Genomic DNA, 12,643 nt, shown 5'->3' with positions numbered 1-12,643 from the left:
TTCCCCCATGTTCAACAAAGGACAACTCGCCGGCCTGATGAAGCAGGCCCAGGCCATGCAGGACAACCTCAAGAAGGCGCAGGAAGAACTGGCGCATATCGAGGTGACCGGCGAGTCCGGTGCGGGCCTGGTCAAGGTCGTGATGACCTGCAAGCACGACGTGCGGCGCGTCACCATCGACCCAAGCCTGCTGGCCGACGACAAGGACATGCTTGAAGACCTGGTGGCCGCCGCCTTCAACGCTGCGGTGCGCAAGGCCGAGGAAACCAGCAACGAGAAGATGGGCAAGCTCACCGCTGGCATGCCCGGCATGCCCCCGGGCATGAAGTTCCCGTTCTGACCCCGGCGCCACCTTGGCCGACAACCGTTCTCTCGAACGCCTGATCGACGCGCTGCGCCGCCTGCCCGGCGTGGGCGTGAAGTCGGCCCAGCGCATGGCTTTTCACCTGCTGCAGCACGACCGCGAGGGCGCCCAGCGCCTGGCCGGCGCGCTCAGCGAAGCGGTGGGGACCGTGCGCCATTGCGAACGCTGCCACACCTTCACCGAAGACAGCATCTGCCCCACCTGCCGCGACCCCCGGCGCGACCGCAGCCTGCTGTGTGTGGTGGAGACCCCGGCCGACCAGGCCGCCATGGAGCGCACCGGCGCCTACAAGGGCTTGTACTTCGTGTTGATGGGCAAGCTCAGCCCGCTGGACGGCGTCGGGCCGCGCGAGATCGGGCTGGACAAGCTGTTTGCGCGCGTCGACGAACCCGACCCCGAGGTGCCGCTGCGCGAGGTCATCCTGGCGACCAATTTTACGGCAGAGGGCGAGACCACCGCCCACGTGATCGCGCAGGCCCTCAAGGACCGCGGGCTGCAGGTCACGCGCCTGGCGCGCGGCGTCCCGGTGGGCAGCGAGCTCGAGTACGTGGATCTCGGCACCATCGCTCACGCCCTGGTCGATCGGCGCTGAGCCGCTCGGACTTGGCCAGCGTCCCGCAGGACGCAAGCGTACCGCCGTGCTCGGTGTAAACCCGCTCGGGACTCCACCGGATGGCACGAGCGCGCCCCGGCCCTAACCTTGTCTCCGAATGACGCACACACATCGGGGAAGGACCATCGGGCCATGTTGAACCGCCGCCAATGGAGCGCAGCTTGCGCGGGCCTGGCGCTCGCCGCAGCGGAGCCGTTGGCGCGCGCACAGGCGTCCCCTACGCCCCGGGCGGCGGCCTTGCCCCCGAAGCTGGTGGAAACGCGCATCGTCATTGCGCTGGACCATCGCATGGCGCTCTCCAACCTGCCGCTGACGGTGGCCGAACAGCTGCATTACTTCCGCGAGGAAGGCCTGGACGTGGAGCTGCGCGAATTTGCGGACACGCAGCAGGCGCTGGCCGCGGTGCACGGGCGTGCGGCGCACGTGTGGTGCGGCGCCTTCGGCCAGTTGCTGGCTCCCCCATTGCGGGGGCAGGGCTGGCAAAGCTTCGTGGTGCAGGCGCGCGCCCCGCAGGTGGCCTTGGGCGTGTCGGCCAAGGCCTTGCCCGGGTTTCGCGGGGCCGCCGATCTGCGCGGCCGCCGGGTGGGCGTGCGCGCCAACGACCCGATGTGCCTGCAACTGCTGCAGGCCGTGCTGCAGCGCGACGGCGTGCGTGCCGATGAGTTGCAGGTGTTGCCGCAGGCCAGCCCGCTGCAGGCCCTGCAGGCGCTGCGTTATGGCCAGCTCGATGCCTTGAGCCACACCGATCCGGTGATCACGCAACTGGAGCAGCAAGGCGAGCTGCGCGTGGTGGCCGACACCCGCAACCTGCGCGGTACCACGGACGTCTTCGGCGGTCTGGTGCCGGTGGGCTGCCTCAGCGCGCCGGCGGAATTCATCGAACAGTTCCCCCGCGTGACGCAGGCACTGACCGACGCGATGGTGCACGCGCTCAAGTGGTTGCAGACGGCCGGTCCATCCGACCTCATCAAGACCGTGCCCGAGAGCCACTTCCAGGGAGACCGTGCGCTCTACCTGGCTGCGGTGGAGCGCAGCCGCGAGGCCTGGACCCCCGATGGCCTGATGCCCAAGGGTGGCCCCGAAACGGCGGTGCGCATGGCGACACTCAAGCCAATGGCACCGGCCGATCTGGCGCGCGCTTACACCAACGCGTTCGCGGCCCGGGCCAAGGAGCGTTTCCGGGCGTGAGCGCGTCGTGCAAGGCACGCAGCGTCAGTTTTTCGCGGCCTTGCTGGCGCTGCCCGTCGCCACCCGCGTCTTGCTCGTCGATTTCTTGCTCACCGCGGCGACGGGCTTTTTGCGTGTCTGCGTCGCTTTGGCCACCGGCTTCTTGCGCGGCGAGCCCGTGGCCACGGCCGGTTTGGCGCGCGCGGGCAGGTACAGCGTGAGGCGCTGGCCGGCCTTGAGGGCGCTGGTCACGCCCAGGCCGTTCCAGTTGGCCACCTGGGTGGGGTTGAGACCGTGGCGGCGCGCCAGGCGCGTGAGGTTGTCGCCCTTGCGGGCCTTCACCACCACGCGGCGGGTGTTGGCCTCGGGCTGCAGGCTCAGGGTGCCGTTGTCGGCCACGTGGGCCGGCACGTCGCGGTCGAGGCGGCCGTTGCGCGGCACCAGCAGGCTGGAGCCCGCGCGCAGCCGCATGCGCGGCGGGATGTTGTTCACCGATCGCAACTCGGCTTCGCTCATGTCCATGAGGTTGGCCGCTTCGGCGGCGCTCATGGTGCGCGGCACCACCCAGGCGGTCCAGCTCGCCAGCGGCCCGGCGTGCGCCTGCAGGTTGCGCTGGAAGATGGTGGCGTTGTCCCAGGGCAGCAGCACGTGCGGCGTGCCGGCGGCCATCACCACCGGATGCTTGAGCGACGGGTTGAGCAGGCGGAAGTCGGCCTCGCTCACCTCGGCCAGGCGGGCGATGACGGCAACGTCCATGTCGCGCTCGATCGGCACCGCGTCGAAGAACGGGTGGTTGCCGATGTCGGGCAGGGTGGCGCCAAAGCGCTGTGGCGTGGCCACGATGTTCTTCACCGCTTGCAGCTTGGGCACGTAGTGGCGCGTCTCGGCCGGCATGTCCAGGTCGAGGTAGCCGGTGCCGCGGCCGACACGCTGGTTGCGCGTGATGGCGCGGTTCACGTTGCCCTGGCCCCAGTTGTAGGCGGCCAGCGCGAGGTGCCAGTCGCCAAAGCGCCCGTGCAGTTGCTCGAGGTAGTCGAGAGCAGCGCGTGTAGACGCCAGCACGTCGCGGCGGTCATCGCGGAACATGTTCTGCTTGAGGTCGAACGAGGCGCCGGTGGCCGGCATGAACTGCCACATGCCTGCTGCGCGCGCGCTGGAGACGGCCGTGGGGTTGAACGCACTCTCGATGAAGGGCAGCAGTGCAAGCTCCATCGGCATGCCGCGGCGCTCGATCTCTTCGACAATGTGGAACAGGTAGCGGCTGGAGCGCTCGGTCATGCGCTGGATGTAGTCCGGCCGCGCGAGGTACCACTGCTCGTGCTGGCGCACGAGATCGTCGTCGAGATCGCGCATGGCCAGGCCACGGCGGATGCGCTCCCACAGGTCGGCCGGCGCGGCCAGCGTGGCCACCACGGGCGATTCGGCGGGGGCCACGGCGATTGCGCTCAACGGCACATTGGCCGGCAGGCGCTGTGCGGGGCCGCGAAGCACGGGCTCGGCCGGGGCCGTGGCGCTCGTGCCCGGCTGGACGGGAGCGGTGTTGTCGATCGGGGAGACGGTGCTGGCGCAGCCGGCAAGCAGCAGCAGGGACAGGGCAGCGCCGGCGGCCAGGCGCGCGGCACCGCGGGGACCACGGGCGTGAATCGGGTGCCCGCAAGGCAGGGTAGGGGTCATCGGAAAACGTTCTTCCATTCGCGCAGCGTGGCAAGCACCGACACAGGGTCGCTGGCGCTGCCGGGCGCGTGCGCCCGGGCGGCCTTCACCACCTCGGGCTCGCTGGTCCGCAGAAAAGGGTTGATGGCGCGCTCGATGTCGATCGCGCTGGGCAGCGTCGGTTCCCCGCGCGCGCGCAGGGCCTGGCATTGCGCCAGATAGGCCTGCAGGGCGGTGTTGCCGGGCTCCACCGCCACCGCGAAGGCCAGGTTCGAGAGGGTGTATTCGTGGGTGCAGCACACGCGGGTGTTGCCTGGCAGTGCAGCCAGCCGCGCGAGCGAGTCGTGCATCTGGCCTGGTGTGCCTTCGAACAGGCGGCCGCAGCCACCCGAGAACAGCGTGTCGCCGCAGAACACCAGCGGCTGCCCATCCAGCGCGGCGCAGAAGTAGGCGATGTGCCCAGCCGTGTGACCGGGCACGTCGATCACCTCGAAGCGCAGGCCCAGCGCGTCGACAAGGTCGCCGCCGCTCACGCGCGCCAGCGGCTCGGGCATGGTCTCGAAGGCCGGGCCGATCACGCGCGCGCCGGTGACCTCGCGCAGTTCGGGCACGCCGCCGGTGTGGTCGGCGTGGTGGTGGGTGATGAGGATGGTGTCCAGCCGCAGACCCAGGCGTTCAAGCGTCTGGCGCACGCCGCTGGCTTCACCCGGATCGACCACGAGCGCGCGCTCGCCGTCGTGCAGCATCCAGATGTAGTTGTCGTTGAAGGCCGGGATCGGGATCAGGTGCATGGGGCCGGCGGGCAAGGGGCGTGTAGAGTGCGTGGTCGCTCGAAACAGCCCGAAGTGTCGCAGACATTGCCCCCATGACCGAGAACATCCAGAGCCTGACCGAGTGGTTCGCGACCCCGCCCGGCCAGTACCTGCTGGCCTGGGAGCAGGACCGGCTTGACCTGGCGGTGGCCGATGTGTTCGGCTTCAACGCAGTGCAGCTGGGTCTGCCGCAGCTGCAGGCCTTGCGTGCCAACCGCATGCCGCACCGCTGGCTGGCCTTGCACGAAGAACTGCCCGTCGATGGCGTGGCCGCTGCTCTGGTGACGGACGCCGCGGCGTTGCCGTTTCCCGCCTCGTCCCTGGACCTGGTGGTGCTGCCACACACGCTGGAGTTCAGCGCCGACCCGCACCACGTGCTGCGTGAGGTCGAGCGCGTGCTGGTGCCCGAAGGACGCGTCGTCATCTGCGGCTTCAACCCCGCAAGCCTGTGGGGCCTGCGCCAGGGACGCGCTCGGCTCATGCAGCGGCTCGGCGTGCATGCCATGGGCGCATCCCGGCTGTACCTGCCCGAGTCGGGCGCCTTCATCGGCCCTTGGCGGTTGCGCGACTGGCTGCGCCTGCTGAGCCTGGAGATCGAGAGCGAGAACTACGGCTGCTACCGCCCGGCGGTGCGCAGCGACCAATGGCTGCAGCGCAACGCCTGGATGGACCGCGCCGGCTCGCGCTGGTGGCCGATCTTCGGTGCCGTGTACTTTGCGGTGGCGATCAAGCGCGTGCGCGGCATGCGCCTGCTCGGGCCGGCCTGGAAGCCCCGCCGCGCGCCGGCCACCGCGCCGGTGTCGATCGCCAACCGTCGCTGAAACCTTCCCTTGAATTTTTTACCGGAGATCCGTTCTTGAATCACGTGGTGATCTATACCGACGGCGCCTGCAAGGGCAACCCCGGCCCTGGTGGCTGGGGCGCATTCCTGCGCAGCGATGGCCACGAGAAAGAGTTGTGGGGTGGCGAGCGCGACACCACCAACAACCGGATGGAGCTGATGGCCGTGATCGAGGCACTCTCGGCGCTCAAGCGTCCCTGCACGGTGGACCTCTACGTCGACAGCGAGTACGTGCGAAAGGGCATCACCGAGTGGATCCACGGCTGGAAGAAGAAGGGCTGGGTCACCGCGGCGAAACAGCCGGTCAAAAACGCCGAACTCTGGCGGCGGCTGGACGCGCTGGTGCACGACGGCACCCACAAGATCGCCTGGCATTGGGTGAAGGGTCACTCGGGCGACCCGGGCAACGAGCGCGCCGACGCACTGGCCAACCGCGGCGTTCCGGCGTGACAAGAGGCACAAGAGGCACGCCAAACCCCTTCACCCCCGTCAGTCGGCTCGCGGGTATTTACCCGGGATTCACACTCAGGCGACAAAATGTCGGCCACTGTAAGCGCAGCAACCGTTCGCCCGCGCGGGCGTTGCTCCCGAGGCAAGTGAGAAAACAATGGCGAAACCTTCCCTGACCGCAGTCGTGGCGGTGCTTGGTCTGGCGATAGCGGTGGGTGCGGCCTGGTGGTGGCAGCAACGCCCGCAGGCGCCTGCCACCGGTGCGAGCACGGGCGCCGGCGCGGCACCGGCTGCGCGTGGTGGTGCGGGCGGTGGTGGTGCGGGCGGTGGCGCCGGGGCCGGTGCCCCGGCCAGCGTGGAGGTCGTTCAGGTCAAGACAGCGCGCTTGCAGGACGATGCCCAGGCCGTCGGTTCGTTGCGATCGCGCCAGAGTGTCACCCTCAAGCCCGAGACCGCTGGGCGAATCTCGCGCATCGCGTTTGCCGACGGCGCTGCCGTGCGGCGCGGGCAACTGCTGGTGCAGCTTGACGACACGCTGCAGCGCGCTGAGCTGAGCCAGGCCCAGGCGCAGTTGTCGATCGCGCGCGCCAACCTCAAGCGCAACGAGGAGCTGCTGGCGCAGAACTTCGTGGCCGCGCGCGTGGTAGACGAAAGCCGCGCCGCCCTGCAGGTGGCCGAGGCCCAGGTCGATCTGGCGCAGGCGCGGCTGCAGCGCATGCGCATCACCGCGCCGTTCGACGGCACGCTGGGCCTGCGAAGCATCAACCTCGGCCAGTACGTGAAGGACGGCGACGATCTCGTGAACCTGGAAGACACCTCGAAACTCACGGTGGACTTCCGCCTGCCCGAGCGCTACCAGAACCAGATCGCGCCGGGCCAGGGCGTGCAGGTGCAGCTCGATGCCCTGCCGGGCAAACGCTACGACGCGCGCGTGATCGCCGTTGACCCGCTGCTCGATGCGAACGGCCGCTCGATCTCGGTGCGCGCCGAAATGCCGGCGGCGCCCGGGGACGGGCTGCGCCCCGGCATGTTTGCACGCGTGCTCACCGTGTTCTCGGTGGACGACCGCGCGCTCGTGGTGCCGGAAGAAGCATTGGTGCCACAAGGCGGGCGCCAGTTCGTCTTCCTGATCGACGAGCAGGGGCAAGGCGATGCGCGCAAGCGTGTCTCGCGCCGCGTGGAGGTGGAGCTGGGCGTGCGTCGCGGCGCGGAAGTGCAGATCACGAAGGGGCTGAAGGAGGGCGACACCGTGGTGGTGGCCGGCCAGCAGCGCCTGCAGCGCGACGGCACTGCGGTGCGCGTGATCGACATGGCCGCGGGCGCCGCCGCGCCCACGACCAACTGAAGCCTTCGGCTCAACTTCGGAGATCGCGATGCAACTGCCTGAAGTCGCCATTCGCCGCCCGGTGTTCGCCACGGTGCTCTCGCTGCTGGTCGTGCTGGTGGGCCTGGTGGCGTTCAACGGTTTGTCGGTGCGCGAGTACCCGCGCATCGACGAGCCCACCGTCACCGTCACCACACAGTTCGGCGGCGCCTCCAGCGAGGTCATCGAGTCCCAGGTCACCAAGGTGCTGGAGGATTCGCTGGCCGGCATCGAGGGCGTGGACATCATCACCTCCATCAGCCGCCAGGAGCAGAGCCAGATCACCGTTCGCTTCAAGCTCGAGCGCGACCCCGATGCCGCTGCCGCCGACGTGCGCGACAAGGTCAGCCGTGTGCGCCAGCGCCTGCCCGACGACGTGGACGAGCCCACGATCGCCAAGGTCGAGGCCGACGCCACGCCGGTCATCTGGCTGGCGCTCAATTCCGACACGGTCTCTTCGCTGGAACTCAGCGACCTCGCCAACCGCCTGATCAAGCCTCGCCTGCAGACCGCGCCCGGCGCAGCCGACGTGCGCATCTGGGGCGAGCGTCGCTATTCGATGCGCATCTGGCTCGACCCGGACCGCCTTGCAGCCTACGGCCTCACCGTGCAGGACGTGGAGGACGCACTGCGCCGCTCCAACCTGGAGGTGCCGGCCGGTCGCATCGAAAGCGCGCAACGCGAGTTCAACGTCACCGCCGCCACCGACGTGCAGACGCCCGAGCAGTTCCGCGAGATCGGCATCCGCACCGTCAACGGCCAGACCATCCGCATCGGCGATGTGGCGCGCGTCGAGCAGGCGCCCCAGGACGAGCGGGTTTCGGTGCGCTACAACGGGCGCGACGCCGTCTCGCTCGGCGTGATCCGCCAGGCCACAGCCAATCCGCTGGAGCTCTCCGCCGCGGTTCAGGAAATGCTGCCGCGCATCGAGGCGGAATTGCCACAGGGCGTGCGCATCGAGGTCGCCAACGACAACTCCATCTTCATCGACCGCTCGATCAAGGCCGTGTACACCACCATCGCCGAGGCCGTGGTGCTGGTGGCGCTGGTCATCTTCGTGTTCCTGCGCACGCTGCGCGCGTCCGTCATCCCGCTGGTGACGATCCCGGTGAGCCTGATCGGCTCGTTCGCGCTGATGGCACTGTTCGGCTTTTCCATCAACACGCTCACGCTGCTCGCGCTGGTGCTGGCCATCGGCCTGGTGGTGGACGACGCGATCGTGATGCTGGAAAACATCTATCGCCACATCGAGGAAGGGATGAAGCCGTTCGAGGCTGCCATCAAGGGCGCGCGCGAGATCGGTTTCGCCATTGTGGCCATGACGCTCACGCTGGCCGCGGTGTACGCGCCGCTGGCCTTCACGCCCGGTCGCACAGGCCGTCTGTTCGCCGAGTTCGCGCTGGCGCTGGCCGGCGCGGTCGTGGTGTCGGGCTTCGTGGCGCTCACGCTCTCGCCCATGATGTGCTCCAAGCTGCTCAAGCACGTGGACAACCCGGGCCGCTTCGACCGCTTCATGGAGCGCGTGCTGGTCCGCATCAACAACGGCTACGACCGCCTGCTGGCGCTGTCGCTCAACGCGCGCTGGCTGGTGGTGGGCGTGATGCTCGCCAGCGCGGGCGCGAGTTGGTGGCTGCTGCAGACCACCCGGTCGGAACTCGCGCCGATGGAAGACCGGGGCGTGGTGCTGGCCAACATCAACGGCCCCGACGGCGCCACGCTGGCCTACACGCAGCGCTACGTGAACGCCATCGAGAAGATGGCGCAGGAACAGCCCGAGTTCGACCGCATCTTCGCCGTCGTGGGCAACCCGTCGGTGGCGCAGGGCAGTGTGGTGATGCGCGGCAAGGCCTGGGAGGACCGCGAGCGCACCACGATGGAGATCGCGCGCGCCATCGCGCCCAAGATGGCGGCGCTGCCCGGCATCAGCGCCTTTCCGATCACCCCGCCGTCACTGGGCCAGGGTTTTCGCGAGCGCCCGCTCAACTTCGTCATCGTCACCAGCGACAGCTACGAGAACCTCTCGGGCGTGGTGCGCCGGTTCCAGGAGCGCATGGCGCAGAACCCCGGCATCGTGCAGGTCGACACCGACCTGCGCCTGAACAAACCCGAGATCCGCATGGACGTGGACCGCGAGCGCGCGGCCGACATGGGCGTGAGCGTGGACGCCATCGCGCGCACCGTGGAAACCATGCTCGGCGGGCGCATCGTCACGCGCTACAAGCGCGATGGCGAGCAGTACGACGTGGTGGTGCAGACGGTTTCCGCCAACCGCAGCACGCCCGAGGACATCGACCGCCTGTTCGTGCGCGGCCGCGGCGATGCGATGATTCCCCTGGCCTCGTTGATCACCACCCGCGAGGTGGTGGTGCCGCGCGAGCTCAACCACTTCGGCCAGCGCCGCAGCGCGTCCATCACAGCCAACATTGCGCCCGATTACTCGCTGGGCAAAGCGCTGGATTTCATGGAGGAGATCTCGGGCGAGATCCTGCCCGCGGGCTACGCCACCGACCTCAATGGCCAGAGCCGTGAGTTCCGCAATGCCTCGGGCTCGCTGGCACTGGTGTTCGTGCTCTCGCTGCTGTTCATCTACCTGGTGCTGTCGGCCCAGTTCGAGAGCTTCGTCGATCCGCTGATCATTATGCTGTCGGTACCGCTGTCGATGCTGGGTGCCTTGCTTGCGCTCAAGCTCACCGGCGGCACGCTCAACGTGTTCAGCCAGATCGGTTTGATCACCCTGGTGGGCTTGATCACCAAGCACGGCATCCTGATCGTGGAGTTCTCCAACCAGTTGCGCGAGCAGGGCATGGAAAAGCTCGACGCCGTGAAGAAGGCGGCCGGCCTGCGCCTGCGCCCGATCCTGATGACCACCGGCGCCATGGTGCTGGGCGCCATTCCGCTGGCGCTGGCCAGCGGTGCGGGCGCCGAGAGCCGTCAGCAGATCGGCTGGGTGATCGTGGGCGGCATGTCGGTGGGCACGTTGCTCACCATCTTCGTGGTGCCCACCATGTACACGCTGCTCTCGCGCATGAAGTCGCACCAGCCGGCGCATCCGGTGATGCACGACGAGGCGCCGCCGGCCGAGGTGATTCCGGCGAAGTGAGCTCTTGCGGGGTCACGCTGCCCCTCGCGCGCTGCGCTTCACCATTCGCACGCTCGCGGTCGCGGGGTACTCCACTCCGCGGCTGTCCCCCGGACCGCTGCGCGGTCCTCCTCCTTTATGCCGCTGCGTGGAGCACCCCACACCCGCGAGCTGAGGGGCGGCGATTTGAGACCCGACGAGTGCCACGAGGTCGGCGGTGATCGGTGTCCGGCGCAGCGACATAAAGGAGGAGTCCGGGGCGCAGCCCCGGGCGGGGGACAGTCGCGGAGCCGGATACCGGTCGGCGCCGACCGCAGCAGCCGGAGACCCCGGAGACCCCGGAGACCCCCTTCAGATCACCCCGTCGAACAACATGACCTCGACGGTGTCGCCCACGGCCACGTTGCCCTGGTCATGCCGCAGCACGATCAGCCCGTTGGCCTGCACCATGGAGCTGAGCACGCCCGAGCCCTGGTTGCCGGTGGTGCGCGCCACCAGGGAACCATCGGCCTCGCGCACCACCGTGCCGCGCTGGTACTCGGTGCGGCCGGGCTTCTTGCGCATGGCTTCGCCGCTTTTGGCCTGCAGGAGCACCGGCGCCTGAACCTCGGCGCCCATCAGGCGCTGCAGCGCCGGGCGCACGAACGCGAGGAAGGTCACCATCACCGCCACCGGGTTGCCGGGCAGTCCGAACAGCACCGAGGACTTGCCGGCCTCCTGAATGCGGCCCACCGCCATCGGGCGGCCCGGGCGCATCGCGATGCGCCAGAACGCCACATCGCCGAGTTGTCTCATCATGGCCTTGGTGTGGTCGGCCTCGCCCATGCTCACGCCGCCGCTGGTGATGATGGCGTCGGCGCGCGCCGCGGCGCTGCGGAACGCCGCTTCAAGCTGTGCGGGTTCGTCAGGGATCACGCCCATGTCGATGACCTCGACCCCCATGCGCGTGAGCAGGCCGAAGACGGTGTAACGGTTGCTGTCGTACACCGCGCCTTCGCGCGGGGCCTCGCCCAGGCTCAGGATCTCGTCGCCGGTGGAGAAATAGGCCACCTTCGCGCGGCGGAACACGCGCACGGAGGGCAGCCCCAGGCTGGCCACCAGGCCCAGCGCGGCCGGGCCCAGCGTCTGCCCGCAGCGCAGTGCGGCGTTGCCGGCCATCAGGTCTTCGCCAAGCAGACGGCGGTTGTCGCCGGGCTTCACGACGCCTGGCGGGATGGTCACGGTGTCACCGTCGATCTTGACGAATTCCACCGGCACCACGGTGTCCAGCCCCGTGGGCATGATGGCGCCGGTCATGATCTTCAGGCACTCACCGGGCCGCACCGTGCCGGCCCAGGCCTTGCCCGCGAACGCGGTGCCCACGTTGCGCAGGGAGAGTGGCGCATTGCCCAGCGCGGCGCCTGCGAATGCGAACCCGTCCATGGCGGAGTTGTCGTGCGGCGGCACGCTGATCGGCGAGATCACATCCTCGGCCAGCACGCGGCCCAGGGCATCGAAGATGCCGACCGTCTCGGTTTCGGTCTCGCGCAGCGGCTCCACCAGGCGCGCCAGAAACTCGTTGACCTGCTGCGCGGTCAGCGCCTGGGGGTCATAGCCCTGCAGCTCGGCGGCGATCTGCTCGATGGTCTTCATCTGCCGTTCTTCTCCAGCGCCTGCTTTTCGAGTCGGTGGAGCTCTTCGAGCGTGTTGGTGTTGGCAAAGGCGTGCGGGTCGTCACCCGCTTGGTCGAAGGGCACCAGCACCGTGCGGTGCTGCTCGGTCCAGCGGTCGATCTTGCGGCCGCCGGCCTGGGTGAACGCCGTCAGGCTCTCCAGCAAGTCCACGCGCATCAGGCAGAACACCGGCTGCGGACGCACCTGGCCGTCTTCCTCGGGGGCGCTCACCATCGCGATCTCGGTGGCCGGGTCGTCGAAGGCCGCGGCCAGGCGCTGCACCAGATCGGCGGGGAAGCGCGGTACGTCGCAGGGCACCGTCAGCAAGTAGGGCAGTTCGGCGCGCTCCAGCCCGGTGAGGAAGCCCGCCAGCGGCCCGGCGTAGTCGCTCAACGAGTCGGGCCACACGGGCACGCCGAAGGCCTCGTAAGCGGCAAGGTTGCGGTTGGCATTGAGCATGAGATCGCCGATCAGCCCGCCCTCCTGCAATTGCAGGCGCATGAGCGCATGCAGCGCCAGCGGCGTGCCGTTGAAGTTCTGCAGGCCTTTGTCGGCCCCGCCCATGCGTGAGCCACGGCCCCCGGCGAGGACCATGGCGGTGATCTGGTTCTGTTCGATCATGGTGTCTTCGATGGTGACCGCCCGCGGC

At 69.0% G+C, this 12,643-nt stretch carries 11 protein-coding genes; 7 read left to right on the top strand and 4 right to left on the bottom strand.

Going from position 1 to position 12,643, the window contains the following annotated elements; all coding sequences use genetic code 11:
- Positions 1 to 7: 7 nt before the first annotated feature.
- The 3 genes from M3149_RS06090 to M3149_RS06080 all read left to right on the top strand — a co-directional run bounded on the left by M3149_RS06090 (position 8) and on the right by M3149_RS06080 (position 2,165).
- Positions 8 to 340 carry a YbaB/EbfC family nucleoid-associated protein gene (locus M3149_RS06090; protein WP_251708440.1) on the top strand — a complete coding sequence of 111 codons (333 nt, stop codon included), beginning with the start codon at positions 8 to 10 and terminating at the stop codon, positions 338 to 340.
- A gap of 13 nt (positions 341 to 353) precedes the next feature.
- Positions 354 to 956 (top strand): recombination mediator RecR, encoded by a 603-nt coding sequence (recR, locus tag M3149_RS06085; protein WP_251708439.1) that lies wholly within the window; start codon positions 354 to 356, stop codon positions 954 to 956.
- Positions 957 to 1,109: 153 nt separating this feature from the next.
- Positions 1,110 to 2,165: an ABC transporter substrate-binding protein gene (locus tag M3149_RS06080; protein WP_251708438.1), complete on the top strand. Its 1,056-nt coding sequence runs from the start codon at positions 1,110 to 1,112 to the stop codon at positions 2,163 to 2,165.
- Positions 2,166 to 2,189: 24 nt separating this feature from the next.
- Here the strand turns inward: M3149_RS06080 and M3149_RS06075 are convergent, their stop codons facing one another.
- Positions 2,190 to 3,818 carry a transglycosylase SLT domain-containing protein gene (locus M3149_RS06075; RefSeq protein ID WP_251708437.1) on the bottom strand — a complete coding sequence of 543 codons (1,629 nt, stop codon included), beginning with the start codon at positions 3,816 to 3,818 and terminating at the stop codon, positions 2,190 to 2,192.
- On the bottom strand, positions 3,815 to 4,588 hold the full coding sequence (gloB, locus tag M3149_RS06070) for a hydroxyacylglutathione hydrolase (RefSeq protein ID WP_251708560.1): 774 nt from the start codon (positions 4,586 to 4,588) through the stop codon (positions 3,815 to 3,817). The genes M3149_RS06075 and gloB overlap by 4 nt, the downstream gene beginning before the upstream one ends.
- Before the next feature lie 74 nt (positions 4,589 to 4,662).
- On the opposite strand from gloB, the gene M3149_RS06065 reads away from it, so the two are divergent.
- The 4 genes from M3149_RS06065 to M3149_RS06050 all read left to right on the top strand — a co-directional run bounded on the left by M3149_RS06065 (position 4,663) and on the right by M3149_RS06050 (position 10,363).
- A complete protein-coding gene (locus M3149_RS06065) occupies positions 4,663 to 5,430 on the top strand; it encodes a class I SAM-dependent methyltransferase (protein ID WP_251708436.1) in 768 nt (255 codons plus the stop codon).
- A 35-nt stretch (positions 5,431 to 5,465) separates the two neighbouring features.
- Entirely contained in the window at positions 5,466 to 5,900 is a 435-nt protein-coding gene (gene rnhA, locus M3149_RS06060; protein WP_251708435.1) for a ribonuclease HI, read from the top strand.
- A 157-nt stretch (positions 5,901 to 6,057) separates the two neighbouring features.
- Positions 6,058 to 7,245, top strand: a complete 1,188-nt coding sequence (locus M3149_RS06055; RefSeq protein WP_251708434.1) for an efflux RND transporter periplasmic adaptor subunit — start codon at positions 6,058 to 6,060, stop codon at positions 7,243 to 7,245.
- A 28-nt stretch (positions 7,246 to 7,273) separates the two neighbouring features.
- The gene (locus M3149_RS06050; RefSeq protein WP_251708433.1) at positions 7,274 to 10,363 is read left to right on the top strand and encodes an efflux RND transporter permease subunit; all 3,090 of its coding nucleotides are present in this window, start codon (positions 7,274 to 7,276) and stop codon (positions 10,361 to 10,363) included.
- Between the two features lie 330 nt (positions 10,364 to 10,693).
- Here the strand turns inward: M3149_RS06050 and moeA are convergent, their stop codons facing one another.
- Both moeA and mobA read right to left on the bottom strand, forming a co-directional pair.
- Positions 10,694 to 11,974: a molybdopterin molybdotransferase MoeA gene (moeA, locus tag M3149_RS06045; protein ID WP_251708432.1), complete on the bottom strand. Its 1,281-nt coding sequence runs from the start codon at positions 11,972 to 11,974 to the stop codon at positions 10,694 to 10,696.
- Positions 11,971 to 12,615, bottom strand: a complete 645-nt coding sequence (mobA, locus tag M3149_RS06040; protein WP_251708431.1) for a molybdenum cofactor guanylyltransferase MobA — start codon at positions 12,613 to 12,615, stop codon at positions 11,971 to 11,973. The genes moeA and mobA overlap by 4 nt, the downstream gene beginning before the upstream one ends.
- Between the last annotated feature and the right edge of the window lie 28 nt (positions 12,616 to 12,643).

This window comes from Hydrogenophaga intermedia (assembly GCF_023715105.1).
Lineage (GTDB): Bacteria > Pseudomonadota > Gammaproteobacteria > Burkholderiales > Burkholderiaceae_C > Hydrogenophaga > Hydrogenophaga intermedia_A.
This window is presented reverse-complemented; position numbering and strand designations above follow the sequence as displayed.

Coding starts and splice junctions, on each gene's coding strand:
- M3149_RS06090 (WP_251708440.1), top strand. CDS start 8: ATGTTCAACAAAGGACAACTCGCCGGCCTGATGAAGCAGGCCCAGGCC.
- M3149_RS06080 (WP_251708438.1), top strand. CDS start 1,110: ATGTTGAACCGCCGCCAATGGAGCGCAGCTTGCGCGGGCCTGGCGCTC.
- M3149_RS06075 (WP_251708437.1), bottom strand. CDS start 3,818: ATGACCCCTACCCTGCCTTGCGGGCACCCGATTCACGCCCGTGGTCCC.
- gloB (WP_251708560.1), bottom strand. CDS start 4,588: ATGCACCTGATCCCGATCCCGGCCTTCAACGACAACTACATCTGGATG.
- M3149_RS06065 (WP_251708436.1), top strand. CDS start 4,663: ATGACCGAGAACATCCAGAGCCTGACCGAGTGGTTCGCGACCCCGCCC.
- M3149_RS06055 (WP_251708434.1), top strand. CDS start 6,058: ATGGCGAAACCTTCCCTGACCGCAGTCGTGGCGGTGCTTGGTCTGGCG.
- M3149_RS06050 (WP_251708433.1), top strand. CDS start 7,274: ATGCAACTGCCTGAAGTCGCCATTCGCCGCCCGGTGTTCGCCACGGTG.
- moeA (WP_251708432.1), bottom strand. CDS start 11,974: ATGAAGACCATCGAGCAGATCGCCGCCGAGCTGCAGGGCTATGACCCC.
- mobA (WP_251708431.1), bottom strand. CDS start 12,615: ATGATCGAACAGAACCAGATCACCGCCATGGTCCTCGCCGGGGGCCGT.